The sequence below is a fragment of the Parabacteroides sp. AF17-28 genome (assembly GCF_003479205.1).
Taxonomy (GTDB): Bacteria; Bacteroidota; Bacteroidia; order Bacteroidales; family Tannerellaceae; genus Parabacteroides; species Parabacteroides acidifaciens.
Genome location: NZ_QUGV01000045.1, coordinates 1 through 19,783 on the forward strand (window position 1 = coordinate 1; position 19,783 = coordinate 19,783).

A 19,783-nucleotide genomic window follows, 5' to 3' on the forward strand; every position below is an offset into this window, starting at 1 on the left:
ATTGTAAGGAAAATGTAAAAGAGCTACCCCCAAGAAATATCGGGTGAGCCGAAGCACCCGTGTGCATGAGAATCACTGTAAACGGCTGTATGGTAGATGTTTTAGTAAAAAGAAGCTGTCCTGTAAATCTATGGAATCAGGCAAAAGAAAACTCCAAAGGAAAAGATCGTATGTCGGTGGAACTGAACCACTACTTGGAAATCACACGCTCTCGCATTCACCAAATTTATAGAGAACTGGAATCAGCAGGTAAGACTATTACAGTCGATCTTATGAGAAAGTTATATTATGGTGTGGACGAAGATAGTAAGACGCTATTGCAGGTATTCAGGGAGCATAACGAACAAAGCCGTAAGCTGATCGGTAAAGACTTCGTTAGTAAGACCGTCCAGCGATATGAAACCACTACCCGATATTTAGAGGAATTCATTAAGAAAGAATATCAGCTATCGGATATTCCCCTCAACAACTTAGAAGCTAATTTCATTTCTAAGTTTGACGCTTTCTTGAAGATTGAAAAAGGTTGTGCTCAGAACTCCGCTATCACCCGATTGAAGAACTTGAAAAAGATTATCCGTATTGCTTTGGAAAACGATTGGATAAAGAAAGATCCATTCGCTTACTATCGCTTCAAACTGGAAGAAACCGATCCTGAATTTCTGACGATGGACGAGATTAAAATAATTCTTGCTAAAGAATTCACCATTAAACGAGTAGAACAGGTACGGGATGTTTTCATTTTTTGCGTTTTTACAGGTTTGGCATTCAGCGATGTGAAAGATTTATCACCTGAACACTTGGTTAGAGACAACAAAGGGGAGCTTTGGATAAGGAAGAACCGCCAAAAGACAAAAGTCATGTGTAACATACCTCTGTTACCTGTGGCAGCTTCTATTCTTGAAAAGTATAAAAACGTGGCAGAATGTACGGGAAAACTGTTGCCAGTATTGAGCAATCAGCGCATGAACAGTTATTTGAAAGAGATTGCCGATGTATGCGGGTTGCAGAAAAATCTGTGCACACATACAGCCCGACATAGCTATGCCACAAGCATTTGCCTTGCAAATGGCGTGAGTATGGAGAATGTAGCTAAGATGTTGGGACACGCAGACACAAGCGTAACAAAACACTATGCACGGGTACTGGATCAGAATATTTTTAAGGATATGCAAAAAGTAAATAGCTGCCTGTCGGAATTGGCTATATAATAAATAGTAGCCAATATAGAAAAAGGATTGGGAAGAATGAAATTCATTTTCTCAATCCTTTTCTTTTAAAGTAAGTTTTCCAGAACTTAATATGAAGCATTGACAAAGGTAAGTTCCGTATTTAGCCTGTTCAAGTCCAAGCCTTCGGTTTAGATGAAAATCTTCCTCTCATTTCATTTCGAGCGTATTTTCATCTAAAGACTTGCACAGACTAAATACTTCACTGGAAAAGTCAATGATTCAAATTAAATTCCGAAAAACAATGTTTTCGGGGCTGGCATGAGGAAAACGTCTTCCACTTGAATAGCGTTTAAACAAGTTTCTCGTACAGTTTGAACCAATTCAGCCCATAGTTGCCAAAGCCTAAATCTACGGTATCAATATATTCAAAACCGCATTTCTCATAGAGGGCGATTGCCGGAAGATTATTTTCATACACGTCCAAACGGATAGATTTTATGCCTGATTGTTGAGCCAGTTCAAACGAATAGTCCATCAAAGCACGACCGATACCCATTTTCAAGAATGAAGGATGCACTACAAATGTGCGTATGACAAAAATACGACTGTAGTCTACATCAACTTTCCACTTTACATTATTATAGGCTTCATCGGGGTGATGGTCTATGATAACAGAGCCAACTATCTTTCCATTATGCCTGACAACGAAAAGTGTATTATCTTCTATGCCAGCAACCGCATTTTCACGAACAGGATAAATACCTTTTATCCATCCGGGATAATTGGTAGTAGCTGATAGATAATCATTCAGATCATCATACAACTTTTCTAATTCGTCAATGTCGGAAGTCGTGCCGGATTCTATTACAAACTTCATAATTTTAACGGTTTTCTCCTGCAAAGGTATAATTTCCACCTCAATAAAAGAGATTTCTTTTTAAGATAGTGGAAATCATACTCTCTTGGCTAGTTATTCTTTCCAGCTTTCAAAGTAATGCTTTTGGAGTAGCTTATCAATATCACTTTGGCGATAGATGATTTTGCCTTTTATCTGGATAAAAGGGATTAGCCCTGTATCTCTCCACTCTTGCAGGGTTCGCAAACTGACATTCAGTTTCTTGGAAACTTCATGGTTGGAAAGAAAACGTTCTCCATTCAGGTGGGGTTTATAGTGCTTGACTATGGATTCAATGCCGTTCAGCATCGAATCGAGCGAAGAAATAAATTCTTTGACTTGTGGGGTATCTTTATTTATTAGTTCCATGATTGAAAGATTGTTTTATTGAAATATTGATTTCAAGATAGCTAGATGGCTGGTTAGTTGTGCAAATAGTCACCCAGCGATGAAATACTAAGTATATCTTTTGCCGAATCATAATCTACATAGAGTCGTTTGGATGTAATGGCAATAAAATACAGGCTACCATCTTGCTGTATCTCATATGTAGCGGGTGAAGCCTGTTTAGTGGTTTCCGATACATATATAATAGAAAGAAAATACTCTTTATCGCTCCGATAAATGATTATCGTAGGATTCAGATTAACGCTTTCCCATGTGCCGACAATAGAAAACAGGTTGAAGGACGGATAATCTTCTTTAGTTCTTTTCATATGGCATGGCTTGTTTGGATGATTGATTTTGTGTTTCACTGTCCGCAATAATTCTTTCAATATCGGAAGACTTATAATAAATCTTGCTGCCGATTTGAGAATAAGCCAGCCGTCCACTACTTCGGTAATATTGCAGTGTTCGCTTGCTAAAGCCTAACAACAGGCACACTTCCTGACTATCCAGCCAGTTTTCTACTTTCTGGATATGAGTGCTGCACAAACTTTCTATTCGTTTGGCAAACTCGGTGAACCGCTCGCAGACATACGAAAAGGTTCTCTTTTCAATGGTTACTACTTCCATGCTTTTAATTTTAAATGGTTTATAAAACGTGTTGATTCTATTTTCATCGGCAAATGAAAGAAGAATCAAGAGCTGTTTTCTAAACTGTCTGAAAGTGGTATGAAGTGGTTAGTATTGGCTCAATTCATTTGGAATATACTCATAGGATATTCTTTTTTTGAACGCATTTACATAGAAAGTCAAATGGAAATAGAGATACGAAAAGATTTATCGCTTATCTTTGCCGCATGACTACCAATAAGATAACCCCCGAAGAATTATGGTCAAGACAGCAGATCAGCCCGCTGGATGTGGACTATGATTTGTGGAATGAACGCAGAGCATCTATACAGACATTCTCACAAATGAGCCAAAGTTGCATCTTTACGGTAGATGTTTTCAAAGAACGGTACGATTTTGCATCCGATAATTTTGCTACTATCTTCGGATATAATCCTACATGGATAAAGACGATTCGGAATCAGGGGGATTTATTGGAGGAACGGATTCACCCGGACGACCGGGCACAACTCATCGAACACCAGATTGAACACGGGCAGTTCATCTATTCACTTCCGCAGGAACAAAGAAATGATTATCAGCAGATATTCCAAATTCGTATTTTGAATGCCCAGCAGGAATATGTGAATGTAATCAGTCGTCACCAAGTGATTCAGAAAGACAAGAACGGAAAGGCGTGGATGATTATGGGAGTGATGGATCATTCACCCGATCAAATACCTATAGAGCGAATCAAGCGGACGATTATTAATCGGAAGACGGGTAAGATACTTGCATCGGCAGTTGTTCCGGCAGACCAACAATTAACCAAGCGGGAAAAGGAAATACTTTTATTAATCCGACAGGGCTTTTTGAGCAAGGAGATTGCTTATAAACTGAACCTAAGTATTTACACGGTAAACAATCACCGCAAGAATATATTAGCAAAATTGAATGTTGATAATGTGATCGAAGCCATTAATCGGGCAGAAAGTTTCGGTATTCTCTATTAACTAAGCACTGGCGTTTTATCTTAATATGCATCATTATTCAATCACTTCAATATAAAAACTAACAGGACGAAAGCCATCGTTACACGAAATCATTGCTGAGTGCGGATTTTTCATCCAACCATCATAGAAGTTTCCGCCCCCATTGGCTAATTTCGTAACAAAATAGCTCATTGACCCCCATGCGCTTTCACACAGTTCTTCCGGTTTCTGCCCATCAACTGAAATAAAAGTTGTACCTTCTTCAATATCACAAGTGTGTTCAATAGGATTTTCGTACATAGTCGACAAATCACTATGCTGCACCTTTCTTATAGCTGTTATTCTAATCTTTTTCATTTTCAATATTTATCACATACGATATATGCAAGGGTACTCATTTATGGCGATTCGTAGGGCTGCTTTAAACGTATTTTCTATTATGGTAACCAATCCAAGCTATTTGTCAGCGGATTGGTTTTTCTCCATTGTTCCAGTTCTTCGTAACTACGAACTCCACCCTCGAAAACTGCATGATAGATTTCTATGCCGGGAATCTGTACACCGTCCGGCACATCGAATTTAATTTGAAGGATGGTTTGCTTGATTTCAAGGGTAAGTCGATTCACAATGGCAGCAGTTACTTTTTCAACCACACCATCATATTTTGAGCCTTTACGAATATGAATCATGTCAAACTTCCATGTATTCCTGTCCTTGTCTTCGTAGAGGGCATGCCATTCGATACACTCTTCTTCTGTCTGAATCAGATTCTTATATTGGACTTCCTTTAAAGAAAGTCGTTCGGCAAGTTCCTGCATCACAGAAAAGCTGGCTGCAATGTCCAATTTATCGGTATAGATATGTAGGTCTATATCCCTACTCTTTGCCAGCAGACCTGATTTAAGCGAGCCTACCAAATGAACGGTTGCCCCAATACGTTCCCATGCCGGGATAATACCGGTATGTTCCAGTATTTTCCAAGCGGTTTGCTGATTATGTAGGGCAAGTTCAAGAATATCCATATCGTTCATTTTGAGCGTGCAAAGATACAAAACTTATGGATATATAGCTATAAATAGCCATTTCCTATCCTACCCGATTGCAGTAATTTTGCGCACCGTTTTGACTCTATTTTCATCCTTTAGCAATAAATTACTACGATGTTCAATCAAACAGAGAAGCAAGAAAGAAGCTATTTACAGCAAATAATCGCCCGGCTGAAACAGATAATCAGCCATACCGATGTATCCGTGAAAGACCATGTAGATACATTGGCGGAGTACAAAGACTACCTTTGGAGCAATAAAGATATTGATCCGCATGAGATACGCTCGATGCGTGAAAGCATCCTGAATCATTTTGCCATAGGGGAAAGTGTAATTGACAAACGCCGACGGCTTGCCAAAATAGTAGATATTCCCTACTTCGGTCGGATCGACTTTCAAGAGAAGAGCGAGAGCCGTCCGATAATCCCTGTTTATATTGGCATTCATACCTTTCACGATACTGAAAGCCGGACAACGGTGATTTACGATTGGCGAGCACCTATTTCAAGTATGTTCTACGATCACGAACTGGGCGAAGCATCTTATCAATCCCCATCGGGAGAGATTTACGGAGAAATTTCCCTGAAACGCCAATACCGAATCCGGGCTGGAAAGATGGAGTTTATGATCGAAAGTGCGCTGACCGTCCACGATGATATTCTGCAAAAGGAACTGAGTGCTAATGCAGATGATAAAATGAAGAACATTGTCGCCACCATCCAGCGGGAGCAGAACCGGATTATCCGTAATGAGGAAGCCCGGACGCTCATCATTCAGGGTGTGGCGGGTTCGGGCAAAACTTCTATTGCCCTGCACCGCATCGCCTACTTGCTGTATGCTTTTCAGGGTAGTATCTCTTCAAAAGACATATTGATTATTTCTCCGAACAAGGTGTTTGCCGATTACATCTCTAACGTCCTGCCCGAACTGGGTGAAGAAACCGTACCGGAATCCAGCATGGAGCAGATACTTTCCGAAGTGCTGAATCACAAATACAAATATCTTAGCTTTTTTGAGCAAGTGAATGAGTTGCTGACAAAACCAACACCGGACTTTATTGAGCGAATCGAATATAAATCCTCTTTCGACTTCATCGCCAGTCTGGATCGCTTTATTCTGCACATCGAAAATCACTACTTTAGAGCAGAAGATGTAAAACTAACCAAACACATCACCGTCCTGGCTGAATTTATCGAAGAGCAATTCCACCGCTTCAACCGCTACCCCATGCGCCAACGGTTCGAGGCAATGACGGATTATATTCTCGATATGATGAAAGTACAGTACGCTTTCACGGTGACAACTGCCGAACGGAATTTCCTAAAAAAAGAGATCAAGCAAATGTTTGCCGGAAACAATGACCTGCAAGTCTATAAAGATTTCTTCGCATGGATAGGTAAGCCGGAACTGTTTAAAATGCGGAAGAACCGCACACTTGAATATTCCGACTTAGCACCATTGGCGTATCTGCATATCGCTTTGGAAGGTGGTACAAAGAACTGTGTCAAACATTTGCTGGTAGATGAAATGCAAGATTATTCTCCAATCCAGTACAAAGTAATGCAAAAGCTATTCTCTTGCCGGAAAACGGTATTGGGCGATGCCAGCCAGTCGGTCAATCCTTACGGCTCGTCTACTGCGGATATGATTCAGAAAGCTCTTGTCACAGGTGAAGTGATGAAGCTCTGCAAAAGTTACCGTTCTACTTGCGAGATCACTGATTTTGCACAGAAAATACGGACAAATACCGATCTTGAACCAGTCGCACGGCACGGAGAGAAACCACGAATATTACAATTTGATAATGAGAAAGAAGAACTATCTGCTATTAAGGAATTAATTGCCATTTATCAAGTATCCGCTTACAAATCGCTGGGGATTGTCTGCAAAACCGAATCGCAAGCCCGTGAGATGGCAGATAAATTACAAATTCCCGCTATTCATTTCCTATCTAGCCAAAGTTCTGCTTTTTTACTGGGTATCGTTATCACCTCTGCACACATGGCAAAGGGTTTGGAATTCGATGAGGTGATTATCCCACAGGTGGATGATAGAAACTATCATTCAGAGATCGACCGGAGTATGCTATATGTGGCGGTAACGAGGGCGATGCACCGTTTAACACTGACATATAGCGGAACAAAACACACGCCATTCATCTAAATTTTCGGCTTACTTTATTGTCATGCGGAGATTAACGCCTATATTTACCGCCAAGCGCACAGCAGATTAACGAAATTGCGATGAGAGAAAGCAAAGTTCTATATCCGTCACCTATACTTTCCCAATACATTAAATACTATTGGGTGCTAAAAACCGATGAAGTAGAGCCAGTAATGGTACAGACTATTCCATCGGGGTGCGTACATCTTGTTTTCCATCGGGGTGAGAATCTGAATATCCAATCAAAAGGTTTACAGCCAAAGAATTTCATTCGGGGACAGTTCTCAACTTATGGGAGTTTGATTTCAAAGGGTTATATTGATATGCTTGCCGTTATATTTCATCCTTTAGGACTGAATCCATTTGTGCGGTGTTCTATGAGTGAGCTTTACAACCATTATATAGATGTAGAAGATTTGGAAGATATTGAACTGAATCACCTGAAACGAAATACTTCTGCCGAACCAGACGTTGAAACCTGCATCCGGTTGATTGAACGCTTTTTCATGCAACGGTTGGTCGATGCAAATTGTAACTACCAAAGAACGCATCACGCTATCTGCCAAATCATCAATCAACCGCAAATTGACGTGAATACCCTTGCTGAAAGTGCTTGTTTGGGATATAGGCAATTCAAGCGAGTATTTACCAACTATATAGGAATGAGCCCTAAAGAGTATTATCGGGTAGTTCGTTTTCAGCGGGTATTGTATCTGTTGCAGAATCATCCGGGGATGGAGTTCGTAGACTTGGCTTATTCGTGTGGCTTTTATGATTCTTCGCACTTGGTGAAAGACTTTAAAGAGTTTACAGGCTGTTCGCCTACTCAATATCTATCTTCGCGTTCTCCGTATTCTACATTCTTTTCCGAAGATTGTAGGCTGAATGTTATTAAATCGCATAATCGTGCATAGTCATTTGTGACAAATTCAGTTTTTTACAAGTGGATGATAGGCAAAGAACTTACTTTTGCAGAAGTATTTAAAATTAGAAAGTTATGCAAGAAAATAGTTTTACTCACATAACCACTGGCATTGCACAGGTTATTGAAACAGAAGAAAAATTGTTAAGTAGTCTGCCCGTAGAGGTTATCACACAAAGGCGAAATACGCAGAATCGCACCATCAAGCAAATTCTCGGTCACTTGATTGATTCGGCATCCAATAATCACCAACGCATGGTTCGGTTGCAATATAGCAAAGACCTGCTTTTCTTTCCTGATTATACACAGGATAATGACTTGTGGATAGCTTTGCAAGATTATCAGAATGCAGACTGGGCTAACTTAATCCAGTTATGGAAGTGTTACAATCTACACATCATCCAAGTAATTAACTCGGTAGATAAGAATAGGCTGGATAGTTACTGGTGTGACTTTACAGGAGCAAAGGTTACACTACAAGAAATGATAGAGGGATATTTGGGACATTTGCACCTGCATATAAAAGAAATCCATGAATTGATAGATTGAATTTCTTAATTTTTCATACATTTGCGCTATATCAACTCACAAATAGTATTCACTTCTTATGAAACTCTGTATATAGCTACGCTCCTGCGAATAGCCCCCTTCAAGAAAGCTATTCAGCTATTTGACAAATAACGATTTATTTGCCACAGAGATTTTATATCCTTTTATTTATGAATTTACGAGCTGGCAGACTATATTATGCAGTCTGCTCGTGTTGTGCTATTTTGCAGTTGAGCAATGAATTATACATATAAACAAATCTGGCTCATCAACTTTCCGGTAATGATGAGCATTTTAATGGAGCAGTTAATCAATATAACGGATGCTGTCTTTTTAGGTCACGTAGGCGAGGTGGAATTGGGAGCATCCGCTATTGCCGGAATTTATTATCTGGCAGTCTATATGTTGGGCTTTGGGTTCAGCATCGGATTGCAAGTAATGATTGCCCGGAGAAACGGGGGGCAGAATTACAAGGCAACAGGAAAGACTTTCTTTCAAGGGCTATTCTTTTTATCGGGATTAGCCGTCTTGCTTTGCCTATTGATTCATGCAGTTTCTCCTTATCTATTGAAACAGTTAATCTCCTCACCGGAGATTTATCAGGCGGTAGTCCGCTATTTGGATTGGCGCAGTTTCGGGCTGTTATTCTCATTTCCTTTTCTGGCTATCCGGTCTTTCTTCGTTGGAATAACGCACACAAAAGCCTTATCATGGTCTGCTGTTACTGCGGTGGCGATTAATATCCCGCTGAACTACCTCTTAATATTCACACTGGGATTAGGTATTTCGGGAGCAGCCATCGCTTCATCTTTAGCAGAAATGGGTTCTTTGATTGTACTTTGTATCTACACAAAAGCGAAGATTGACAAAGACAAATACGGATTGAAGCCCGTGTATGATGGACGGTTACTTATCAAAGTCCTGAATCTATCTGTGTGGAGTATGCTCCATGCTTTTATCAGCGTAGCCCCTTGGTTTCTATTTTTCGTAGCAATCGAGCATTTAGGGAAAACAGAGTTGGCTATTTCCAATATCACCCGAAGCGTATCGGCAATCTTTTTCGTAATTGCCAATTCCTTTGCTGTCACTACGGGTTCATTAGTGAGTAATGTTATTGGAGCAGGAGCGAGAAACGAGCTTTTCCCGATCTGTCACAAGGTTCTGAAATTAGGTTATGCCGTTGGCATCCCATTCGTAGTAGTAGCTTTGCTCTGTAACCGTTGGATTGTCAGTTTCTACACCGATAATGAGCTATTGATAGAATTAGCATTTGCTCCTTTCGTGGTGATGCTATTGAATTACACGTTTGCGCTACCCGGCTATGTATATCTTAATGCTGTCGGGGGAACAGGAAAAACCAAAATCACCTTTCTGTTTCAGGTGACAACCACCTGTGTCTATTTAGTGTATCTCTATTGGTTGAGCTCCTGTATAGATGCATCTTTACCCCTCTACTTGACGGCAGAATATCTGTTTGTGAGCCTGCTAGCACTTCAATCTATCATTTATCTAAAAAGTAAACACTATTAAAACGAATCAAGTTATGATGACAAAAATATATCCACGCACCGGAGATAAGCAAACGGTATATCTGAATGCCGTGATTAAAGATCCACAGATAGAGGTAGGCGATTATACCATTTACAATGATTTTGTAGCTGATCCCTTGCTATTTGAGAAGAACAATGTACTTTATCATTATCCCATCCACCGGGAGAAGTTAATCATTGGCAAGTTCTGTTCTATTGCCTGTGGCACGAAGTTTATGTTTAATTGTGCCAATCATACATTAAAATCTCTGTCTACCTATACCTTCCCTCTATTCTATGAAGAATGGGAATTGGAGAAGTCGAATATTACTACTGCATGGGACAATAAAGGCGATATTGTGATCGGCAATGACGTATGGATCGGCTACGAAGCTGTGATTATGGCAGGGGTTCATATCGGTGATGGTGCTATTATTGCCGCACGTACTGTAGTGACGAAAGATGTCCCTCCTTATACGATTGTGGGCGGTACTCCTGCTAAAGAAATTCGTAGACGCTTTGATGCAGAGGTGATCCAACAACTGCTAAAGTTAAAATGGTGGGATTGGTCTACCGATAAAATCCGTCAATGTTTGCCCTATATTACAGAGGGTAAACTAGATGAATTACTTGCCATGAAGAAAGATAGATTATGAACTATATAAAGAAACGATTGACAAGGATTGATGCAAGTTTCAGTTCTTCTGTATAGCTACATTTCGCTATTTTAGAACTCATGCCAGTGGATTATATTTGTAAGAAGCAGGAATTTGAAGTTCACCATTTCTGGAATTGCGACCAATAAGGCTGAATACCCCTTGAATCATTCTGATTAGCAGAGGAACTACAAACAAAACAAGAAATCATTCAGCATACAAAGCTAGTGCTTTGATATATATAATTTATTCACAATTAAATTTTATGCCTATGAATGATTTATTGAGAACGAGGTTTTTCATCTTACTGGCTGACACCTCACAAGAAGTTATTAACACAGAAATGCAAGATGCTTATGAAGATTTTGTGAAGCAAATAGTAACAATTAGCCATTCGGAAGATTACGCTCATATCTTCCGGATGCTGAATCTCACCCGTATTGAGATAGCCCCTTTAAAGGGGTTGTATCAGGATGGGCAGGGGGAAAAATGCGCCTAAAAATCTATACATTCATAAAGCATTATCCCTAATTGATGCAGAATTAGAGTTACTCAACCTGAAAATTACCCATCCCGAACAGTTTAATTCGCCTGTGTCTACAGGGTTCAAGTCAGACCTGTATGTAATTCCTAAGTCAAAAGACTTGGGAATTATTGGTATTGCTGAAATTGTACTTGGTTTATTTCTTCAAGGAGAGATTACCGGAAAGAATGGAAAACCTGTTTCAGAGGCTTGTTTAGCTCGTGGTTTTGAGCAGCTTTTCAATCTTAAATTCGGTAGTATCTACGATAAGATTGGTGAAGTGTTTACTCGTAAACCGTACAATCTTACTAAAACATTAGACGCTTTGCGAAATGCTATTGGTAGAGAAGACCGTAAACGGAAGAATAAATAAAGATTAGAAAAGATGATTTTGCAAGTTGTTTATTTATAACAGTTTATAAACCATTATTCGGGGAGTAGGTAACTACTCCTCTTTTTCTGCAACCTTGTTTTGCAGAACTTTGCTTCATCAATCGATTGAAAACAATAATGTTGAACTAAAAATTGAAGCAAAATGTATATAGACAATGAAAACTTCGAGAAGTGGATGGAAAAGCTATCCAAGAAACTCACCGAGATCGGGCAAGACCTGAAATCTCTTATCAATACCGACACAATATTCGATGAAAATGAAAGGCTATTGGATAATCAAGACTTAGCCTTTCTGTTGAAAGCATCTTTCAGAACCCTACAACGCTATCGAGCGAAAGGTGTACTTCCCTACTTTACCATCGGGCGAAAAACGTATTATAAAGCCAGCGATATCCGGGCTTTCGTTCGTGAATATGCCGATTCTCAAACCTACAAACAGTTTGAAAAAGCCAATCAGTTGGCAAATCAGCCTTGATAGCAAAAAGTAGCAAAGGAAAGCAGCCTGTGTTCGGGCTATTCCTTTGTGCTGCCACCCCGATTTAGCACAAACTGCCTCACCTATCGGTTCAGCCTGTTTCGCTAAATCGAGCAAGAGGGAACTGGACAAGTCCTGTTCTTCCCTCTTGCCCTGCGGGGCAAAGCCTTCGGCTTTAGCGTGTTACAAGAACACGCTGTAATGACACCTGTAATAAGTATTTTCTTTTCAATGCTTATTATCAGGTATTTATCTATTCATATTTCTATAAAAAAGTAATTATCATGCTAAACAGCAGTCGAAAAACGATATTTACTACCATTTCCATTGACAAGGAAACGGCAGCTTTGGTAGAGAAGATATGCAAACGCTATTCACTGAAAAAGAGTGAAGTTGTAAAGTTGGCGTTCGGGTATATCGATAAGACACATATCAACCCATCCGAAGCACCAGAATCCGTAAAATCGGAACTGGCGAAAATAAATAAGAGACAGGATGATATTATCCGCTTCATCCGTCACTATGAGGAAGAACAACTGAATCCCATGATACGAGTAACCAATGCTATCGCTTTGCGTTTCGATGCTATCGGTAAAACTTTGGAAACTCTTATTCTCTCTCAACTGGAAGCCAGCCAGGAGAGACAAACAGCCGTACTTAAAAAATTAAGTGAGCAGTTCGGTAATCATGCCGATGTGATAAACAACCAATCGAAACAGATTAACGCACTCTATCAAATACACCAACGGGATAATAAAAAGTTACTTCACCTAATACAACTCTATTCGGAACTTTCTGCTTGTGGTGTGATGGATAGCAAACGCAAAGAGAACCTAAAGGCGGAGATCATCAATCTGATTAATACATAGAGCTATGCACATAGACTTTGCCTCACCATCAAACGGAACATATAATAATTCCGGGAGCTGCCGACAGCTAGCTAATTACCTAGAGCATGAAGATTTAGAACGGATGGAAAAGGGCATCTATACCGAAGACTTTTTCAATCTGTCAGATGATAATATCTATAAATCAACCGTTATAAAAGCTTTAGATAGTAATATCGGGCAACTCCTAAAAACGGATGCTAAGTTTTATGCTATTCACGTCAGCCCATCGGAAAACGAACTTCGGACGATGGGCAATACAGAGCAGGAGCAAACCAAAGCTATGAAACGGTATATTCGTGAGGTCTTTATTCCTGAATATGCCAAGAACTTTAATAAAGAGCTATCTGCTACAAATATAAAGTTCTATGGTAAGATTCATTTTGACCGTAGCCGTTCAGATAATGAACTGAATATGCACTGTCATTTGATTATAAGCCGTAAAGATCAAGCCAATAAAAAGAAACTTTCACCGCTTACTAACCATAAGAATACTAAGAAAGGCACTGTAACAGGAGGTTTTGACCGTATAAATCTGTTCCAACAAGTGGAACAAGGCTTTGATAAACTGTTCGGCTACGACCGTCAACAATCGGAATCATTCGATTACCACAACACAATTAAGAATGGTTCTATCTCCGAGCAACTTGAATTACAAAACCAAAACTTTACTGGAGAAAAGAAAAGAGAGAGATTCCAATCCAGTGAAAACGAAAATACTATTTCTTACAATTTTGAAAGCAAGATGGAAAGCAAACATTATTTTAATCAGCAAAATAATAGTAGTGGTAATTCGCTATTATCTATCTTCTCATTGGAAGATACCAACAATAATGCTACACTGGCAAAAGAATTACAAGCACAGAAACGCAAAAAGAGAAAACAGAGAGGCCGTAAGTTGTAGTTAATCCATTCTTTCTCTGAACACAAAGATATATTCTGAGCCTGAAACGTCAATGCCAAGCCCTACGGTTTAAGCTGAAAATTTCCACATCAGCACTGCTTTCAGGTAGTATTTCTCATAAAAATGTAGCCTTATTTATTTCCTTCATGGGAATGATGTTTAGCGAAAAAAAGAGGAAAATATTTTCAAAAAAGAGCATAAACCACCTAACATAAACAAAAAAAGAAGCCAGTAAATTCTGGCTTCTAGTATAAGTTTGATAAATACTTCTCTTATGAATTTTATACGACTGATATTAAAGTTTTAAGATATTCCTTGTTGTCTTTTCTGGTTCGCTTAGTGTAACCAAGTTTATCACACACGACTTCAATTTTCTGGCAAAAAATATCTGCACTAAGAGCAGACATTGAAAGTATTGAAGAATCCCTATTAGTGGTATGCCATTGTGCTGCATCATCTAAAGGGTGCTCAGGTCTAAATGGTGAAATATTAAAAATTTTATGATCTATTTGTGTTATCCATGAAGCACCGACCTCCGTAATAGCGCCCCACGATTGTTTAGTATATTCACTAGTGACAAAAAGAACAAATATTTTTTGAGTTGAATAGCTTTCTACAAAGAAATCTCTAAGATAATCATAAACAGATACTCCTTCTGGAATTCTACAAACTTCATCATCACAGTTGGTATATAGGATGTCCTCCTCAGGCACGTTATTAAACACTAAGAACTTGTAAATAATATCGGCTAAGGACTTGTCGTTATATGTCTGACTGATTAGAATTTTCTTTTTTTGAGAGTCAACTAACGATTTGATTCCTAAATCCGGTACCGTATCATTAATTGAGTCGGAAATAGCTTTTTCAAGAACATCTTGAGATGCATCAGCCCCAAAAGCGCGAATGCTTTCAGCAGCTTTTTTACTTGCATTATTTTTAAACTGATTAATCAGTTTTCTCAATTCTTCTTCATTCTTTTTTTGAGTATCAATAGTGGCTTTCTTTTTTTCTTTATTCATTAAATCTACATACATTGCTCTCTTCTTTAATATGTCCGGCAACAATGTGTCTCTAACATAATTAATTACAGATTCGTATCTAATGTCATCGGATTTGTACCCTTGACGATTACTCAATGCCATATCTGGAAGTTCAGATAATTCAAATAAGTCTACATGGAGTTGTCCTACCACGTAAACCTCAATCAACTTATTCTGACCAACAATAGGTAATATGTTAAATTCTCCCATCTTTTTATTGGCATAAAGAGAGATAAAATTATCGGGAAAGTCCGTTACTTCTGCCTTTCTACCTCGTGTGGTTTTGTACGTTCCAATCCAACCGATAACTTCAAGCGAATATTCCCGTTCTAATCCACTATTATCTTTTAAAGACAACGGTATCTGGTAGGGAATCCTCTGTTCTATTAATTCAGCTTTACTTGCAGGAAATGTAACAGGAACTAACTCACATAATTTAGAATACTCACTCCCCAAAGTTATCAATGTGTTTAGCTCTTTCATTATATTCTCGTCGAAACTGTCTATAATCTCGTGTTCTTGACCTCTGATTATATGTATTTTGAAATTGCTATTGACTAAAGGAAAAATCTTCAATATATTTCTTTTTACGGCATTGAGAGTCTTATGTAGCCTATATTGGGGATGGCGCATGACAATTGCTGTACCATGACTTTTTATTTGATTAAATACGATGTCTTTTTCTTCAATAGCTTGCAATCTATTACCTTCCATAGGGCGACGGGCAAGGACAAAACCTGATTTCTCACCATTGGCAATTGTCATTATATCAACACTTTCAGAAACCGATAGAGCAGCAAGTTTACCAACTCCTTTACGCCCCATTTTTCTTCTGGTTCCTGAACGAGTCTTAGCATTCTCTTCACTTGTTCGAGAAACGGCTGCAACATACAAAAATTTTTGTACCTCTCCATCTTCGTATGACATACCGTGTCCATCATCTTCAACACGAATATCGTCTTTATTAGATATTATATAAACATTCTTAGCATCGGCATCGTAGGCATTGGCGATTAGTTCTGCCAATACATAATAGATGTTTGTGTACAGATTCGGCCCCAGCAGTTCCAAGATTCTAGGATCAATGTTTAGACTATATTCCTTCATAGGCTATTTTAATTTTATTGTGATTCAAGAACATCATAATCCATTATAATTGGATGTTAACTGCGAAATTAACAACTATTTGTTAATCTTGCAATTATTTTCTGATATTATTATGACAATATCTGGTCTACTAGCCTTTTTAATCGTATATTTTGCAGCTTGATATTTTTTATTTCACATTGCCAGACAATCAGTACTTTCCATCCCATTGCTTCTAATTGCATTATTTTATTTTGATCTCGTTTCATGTTTGTTTCTATTTTATCATCCCAATAAGTTCTGTTGGATGTAGGTTTCCTGCCTGCTCTACATTCATGACCATGCCAAAAGCATCCATTTATAAATACCACCGTTTTGTATTTAGGTAAGACGACATCCGGTGAACCAGGCAAAGATTTAACATTTTTGCGATAACGGAATCCATTAGCAAATAAAAAATGTCTTACTATTAATTCTGGCTTAGTATCCTTTTGATTGACTCTTGACATTATCTCTGATCGTTTATCTTTTTCCCATATATCCATAAAGAAACTACTTTTTCTCCAAAAATATGAATTATTTCTCTTCTACTCAACTCTATAAAAAAATCTTTTGCTAACTTTGCATGAAATTTTATCCCCAAATAAACATAAGTAATTGAATGTCAACTAATAAAAACATAGGTGTTATTGATCTATTTTGCGGAATAGGAGGGCTTAGCTATGGTATGAAGAAAAGGGGATTCAATATTATTGCAGGTTTCGATATTGATGAAACTTGTAAATATGCGTATGAAGCAAACAATGAAGCTAAGTTTTTAACACAAGATGTTTCCACTATTACAGGACAACAAATCAGAGATTTATTTGGCAATTCTCAAATTAAAATATTAGCGGGTTGCGCGCCCTGCCAACCATTTTCTTCCTATGCGTTCAAAGTTAAAGAAAAAGATAGTAAGAAGTATACTTTGCTATATCAATTTGGACGTCTTATAGAGGAATCGGAACCTGATATAATTACAATGGAAAACGTTTCTCAGATTTTATCTTTTAAACAAAAGCCGGTATTAAACGATTTTGTACAGAAATTGGAAAAATTGGGCTACTACGTCCAATACAAAGTTGTATATTGCCCGGATTATGGTATACCTCAAACAAGAAAACGTTTGGTCTTACTGGCATCAAGATTTGGAAAAATCGAACTGATAAAGCCTACCCACACTCCAGATAATTATGTGACAGTCAAACAAGTTATTGGTAAATTACCTGCTATACAGGCAGGAGAAATATGTAAGAAAGATCCGCTTCATAGGGCAAGAAAATTATCGGATCTTAATCTACGTCGTATTAAAGCAACTCCATATGGCGGTAGTTGGAGTGATTGGCCTGAAGAACTGCATCTTGAATGCCACAAAAAAGAATCCGGAAAATCTTTTGGTAGCGTATATGGTAGAATGAAATGGGACGAACCGTCTCCGACAATGACAACATTGTGTACTGGTATAGGAAATGGTCGATTCGGCCATCCGGTACAAGATAGAGCTATCTCTTTACGAGAAGCTGCATTATTCCAAACTTTTCCTAAAAAGTATAAGTTCTTTGCTTCGGGAAAAGAAATATCAACAACAAACGCTTCTCGATATATTGGAAATGCCGTCCCACCCAGATTAGGAAAAGTCACGGCGGAAAGTATAATACGCCACCTAAAACAACTCAATCTATATTAGAATTAAAGTTTCTACTCAAAGGTAGAACTATTAAACTTCCTTTCCATAGCGATCTGTTTCTAGGTATTTCTTAAAGATCCAATCTATTCTGGGCTTAGGTTGATGACGGCCAATAAGGTCTATTCGATCTTTTACAGTAAATCCCGGAATTGCAGTCCAACCTCTTGGATATCCGGCTTGGTCTTCAAAATCTTCAATAGTTTTTTTGCTATATACAAGGTTCTCATATGTAAAAAACAACTCTGGATCAATTTCTCTGCCAAAAGTCTTATAACAATCGGAAACAACTTCCAGTAAAAGGCTAAGATATTTTTTGCAACAACTTAAAACATCATCCTCAGGCACATAACTCAACGTGTCATCAGAGAATGTTTGAAAATAATAATATCTTCGTTTAATCCCTTCTTTATCTATGTATGAACTCCCCCCGCCGATAAGATAGTATCCTATTTTTTGAGATAAATTTCTCGCCTCTAAAAAATATCTGGCAAGTTTGCTGTTTTTTAATTTTTGTTGTTGAGGCTCATACCATTCCTTAAAACCACTGATATCTGAAATTGAAGCTTGTATAGTAAATGTTATACTTCTTGTTGCCGAAGCAAATGCGCTCAAATAATACTGGGATTCATCCGAAAAGAAGGAATCGTCTATTGTTTCTTCTAATTTGGATAGAAAAAACTCAGACTCTTCGATTTTTTGCTCTACAATACCAAAACCTCTACTCATATCTTTGTTGATATTACATCAAATGAAAACTATATTTATCAAATTCGTTATATTCATTCTAGCTCTTACACAAAAGCAAAAATACATTATTTTTATTCTATTGCAAAACAAAAATGAGATGTTTCAATTTTCTATTTCCAAAACGCACAATAATAGAAATACTAGTTATTTAAAATTTTCAGGCAAATGGTGGATTGATTTAATATTCTTTCTTAATTTTGTAATAACAATCGTGTTAAATCACGGGCAGAACGATGAGAGATAATTGCATGAATTTTCCGACAAAATAAAAAATAAGTTATTGACTGCCAATAGTGATACATGAAGCATTCACTTTCGGGTGGCAGCTAATGGATATTACTTAATTTTGTAGATTCAAAGAAAGTACTTATCTTTGCTTTCAGTATTCTCCATGAGCAAACTACCGCAAAAGCACGTAGCAAATCAGTGGGTTAAATCATGGGATATGCTTGAAACTAAAAATATAAAGTTTTAAATATCAGCGTGGTAACTCCGATAAGAGAATCCCAAGCGGATCACTGAAAGACAAGTCAAAACAAGACTTTAAGAAGACAACTCCTACAATATCAAGGTATTGCAGGAGTTTTTTCTTTGTATAATGTCCATGACCAAAGACACCAAAAGGTCACGAAAAGACATACTTCTGTGACCAATTCATGACCAGTCCAATCTTAGGGAAAATAGGTCACGGAATGTCTAAAATTGGCTAAGTGTTGTCCCAATTTGTCCGGTCTGCAAATATCTCATTTTCAATCAATAAAAGTAATTTTGTAACTAAAAAAGTGAGATTATGAGAACGACTTTCAAGCTCTTATTTTTCGTAAAACGAAATGCAGCAAAGAAAAACGGTAATGCACCAATCATTGCAAGAATCACCATCGACCAAATTGTGGCACAGTTTAACACCCAAATGGAGATAAACCCGGCTAACTGGAGTGTGAGCGCAGGAAAAGCAACCGGTAGAAGTGCCGAAGCCATGAGTATCAATTCCATGTTAGACAGCATCCGCAGCACTGTACACCAACATTATCATGGCTCACCCCGAAAAGTTGTGGAGAAAGCAAAAAATAATTATTTTTGCTCAA

General features: G+C 38.2%; 22 protein-coding genes and 1 pseudogene. 14 read left to right on the plus strand and 9 right to left on the minus strand.

The features are described from left to right. Positions 1-50: 50 nt before the first annotated feature. Positions 51-1,208: pseudogene (locus tag DWW90_RS19800) on the plus strand (site-specific integrase); the annotation flags it as partial. Between the two features lie 310 nt (positions 1,209-1,518). Here DWW90_RS19800 and DWW90_RS19805 read toward each other — a convergent pair. From DWW90_RS19805 to DWW90_RS19820, 4 genes are all read right to left on the minus strand, one after another. Then, on the minus strand, positions 1,519-2,046 hold the full coding sequence (locus tag DWW90_RS19805; protein WP_122346211.1) for a GNAT family N-acetyltransferase: 528 nt from the start codon (positions 2,044-2,046) through the stop codon (positions 1,519-1,521). A 93-nt stretch (positions 2,047-2,139) separates the two neighbouring features. Beyond that, positions 2,140-2,433, minus strand: coding sequence for a helix-turn-helix domain-containing protein (locus DWW90_RS19810; RefSeq protein WP_002560566.1), 294 nt, complete (start codon positions 2,431-2,433; stop codon positions 2,140-2,142). A 53-nt stretch (positions 2,434-2,486) separates the two neighbouring features. Continuing rightward, a complete protein-coding gene (locus tag DWW90_RS19815; protein ID WP_122346212.1) occupies positions 2,487-2,780 on the minus strand; it encodes a DUF3876 domain-containing protein in 294 nt (97 codons plus the stop codon). Continuing rightward, positions 2,767-3,081 (minus strand): helix-turn-helix domain-containing protein, encoded by a 315-nt coding sequence (locus tag DWW90_RS19820; RefSeq protein ID WP_122346213.1) that lies wholly within the window; start codon positions 3,079-3,081, stop codon positions 2,767-2,769. The genes DWW90_RS19815 and DWW90_RS19820 overlap by 14 nt, the downstream gene beginning before the upstream one ends. 227 nt (positions 3,082-3,308) lie before the next feature. Here DWW90_RS19820 and DWW90_RS19825 point away from each other — a divergent pair, with 227 nt between their 5' ends. Continuing rightward, entirely contained in the window at positions 3,309-4,073 is a 765-nt protein-coding gene (locus DWW90_RS19825; protein WP_122346214.1) for a LuxR C-terminal-related transcriptional regulator, read from the plus strand. Between the two features lie 33 nt (positions 4,074-4,106). On the opposite strand, the gene DWW90_RS19830 is transcribed toward DWW90_RS19825, so the two are convergent. Continuing rightward, a complete protein-coding gene (locus DWW90_RS19830; protein WP_122346215.1) occupies positions 4,107-4,409 on the minus strand; it encodes a TIGR04076 family protein in 303 nt (100 codons plus the stop codon). Positions 4,410-4,489: 80 nt separating this feature from the next. Then, positions 4,490-5,074 carry a phosphoglycerate mutase family protein gene (locus DWW90_RS19835; RefSeq protein ID WP_199662226.1) on the minus strand — a complete coding sequence of 195 codons (585 nt, stop codon included), beginning with the start codon at positions 5,072-5,074 and terminating at the stop codon, positions 4,490-4,492. A gap of 138 nt (positions 5,075-5,212) precedes the next feature. On the opposite strand from DWW90_RS19835, the gene DWW90_RS19840 reads away from it, so the two are divergent. The 10 genes from DWW90_RS19840 to DWW90_RS19890 all read left to right on the plus strand — a co-directional run bounded on the left by DWW90_RS19840 (position 5,213) and on the right by DWW90_RS19890 (position 14,099). Continuing rightward, positions 5,213-7,261 carry a UvrD-helicase domain-containing protein gene (locus tag DWW90_RS19840; RefSeq protein WP_122346217.1) on the plus strand — a complete coding sequence of 683 codons (2,049 nt, stop codon included), beginning with the start codon at positions 5,213-5,215 and terminating at the stop codon, positions 7,259-7,261. Between the two features lie 80 nt (positions 7,262-7,341). Then, a complete protein-coding gene (locus tag DWW90_RS19845) occupies positions 7,342-8,175 on the plus strand; it encodes a helix-turn-helix domain-containing protein (RefSeq protein ID WP_122346218.1) in 834 nt (277 codons plus the stop codon). An 83-nt stretch (positions 8,176-8,258) separates the two neighbouring features. Continuing rightward, positions 8,259-8,732, plus strand: coding sequence for a DinB family protein (locus DWW90_RS19850; RefSeq protein WP_122346219.1), 474 nt, complete (start codon positions 8,259-8,261; stop codon positions 8,730-8,732). 237 nt (positions 8,733-8,969) lie between these two features. Beyond that, the gene (locus DWW90_RS19855; protein WP_122346220.1) at positions 8,970-10,262 is read left to right on the plus strand and encodes an MATE family efflux transporter; all 1,293 of its coding nucleotides are present in this window, start codon (positions 8,970-8,972) and stop codon (positions 10,260-10,262) included. A gap of 13 nt (positions 10,263-10,275) precedes the next feature. Further along, positions 10,276-10,917 carry a CatB-related O-acetyltransferase gene (locus tag DWW90_RS19860; RefSeq protein WP_122346221.1) on the plus strand — a complete coding sequence of 214 codons (642 nt, stop codon included), beginning with the start codon at positions 10,276-10,278 and terminating at the stop codon, positions 10,915-10,917. Positions 10,918-11,182: 265 nt separating this feature from the next. Beyond that, positions 11,183-11,416 (plus strand): hypothetical protein, encoded by a 234-nt coding sequence (locus DWW90_RS19865; protein WP_122346222.1) that lies wholly within the window; start codon positions 11,183-11,185, stop codon positions 11,414-11,416. Then, positions 11,391-11,813 (plus strand): hypothetical protein, encoded by a 423-nt coding sequence (locus tag DWW90_RS19870; RefSeq protein ID WP_122346223.1) that lies wholly within the window; start codon positions 11,391-11,393, stop codon positions 11,811-11,813. The genes DWW90_RS19865 and DWW90_RS19870 overlap by 26 nt, the downstream gene beginning before the upstream one ends. 162 nt (positions 11,814-11,975) lie before the next feature. After that, positions 11,976-12,308 carry a helix-turn-helix domain-containing protein gene (locus tag DWW90_RS19875; RefSeq protein WP_122346224.1) on the plus strand — a complete coding sequence of 111 codons (333 nt, stop codon included), beginning with the start codon at positions 11,976-11,978 and terminating at the stop codon, positions 12,306-12,308. A 284-nt stretch (positions 12,309-12,592) separates the two neighbouring features. Beyond that, the gene (locus DWW90_RS19885) at positions 12,593-13,177 is read left to right on the plus strand and encodes a BfmA/BtgA family mobilization protein (protein ID WP_122346225.1); all 585 of its coding nucleotides are present in this window, start codon (positions 12,593-12,595) and stop codon (positions 13,175-13,177) included. A gap of 4 nt (positions 13,178-13,181) precedes the next feature. After that, entirely contained in the window at positions 13,182-14,099 is a 918-nt protein-coding gene (locus DWW90_RS19890; protein ID WP_122346226.1) for a DUF5712 family protein, read from the plus strand. 281 nt (positions 14,100-14,380) lie between these two features. On the opposite strand, the gene DWW90_RS19895 is transcribed toward DWW90_RS19890, so the two are convergent. Further along, the gene (locus tag DWW90_RS19895) at positions 14,381-16,246 is read right to left on the minus strand and encodes an ATP-binding protein (RefSeq protein ID WP_122346227.1); all 1,866 of its coding nucleotides are present in this window, start codon (positions 16,244-16,246) and stop codon (positions 14,381-14,383) included. Between the two features lie 110 nt (positions 16,247-16,356). Then, complete coding sequence (locus tag DWW90_RS19900) at positions 16,357-16,770, minus strand: very short patch repair endonuclease (protein ID WP_122346228.1); 414 nt, start codon at positions 16,768-16,770, stop codon at positions 16,357-16,359. A 116-nt stretch (positions 16,771-16,886) separates the two neighbouring features. Here DWW90_RS19900 and DWW90_RS19905 point away from each other — a divergent pair, with 116 nt between their 5' ends. Continuing rightward, positions 16,887-17,951, plus strand: coding sequence for a DNA cytosine methyltransferase (locus DWW90_RS19905; RefSeq protein ID WP_122346229.1), 1,065 nt, complete (start codon positions 16,887-16,889; stop codon positions 17,949-17,951). Between the two features lie 30 nt (positions 17,952-17,981). On the opposite strand, the gene DWW90_RS19910 is transcribed toward DWW90_RS19905, so the two are convergent. Continuing rightward, entirely contained in the window at positions 17,982-18,677 is a 696-nt protein-coding gene (locus DWW90_RS19910) for a hypothetical protein (RefSeq protein WP_122346230.1), read from the minus strand. Positions 18,678-19,488: 811 nt separating this feature from the next. Here DWW90_RS19910 and DWW90_RS19920 point away from each other — a divergent pair. Beyond that, positions 19,489-19,783, plus strand: a 295-nt coding sequence (locus DWW90_RS19920) for an Arm DNA-binding domain-containing protein (protein ID WP_233547845.1), incomplete at its 3' end; no start/stop codon positions are given.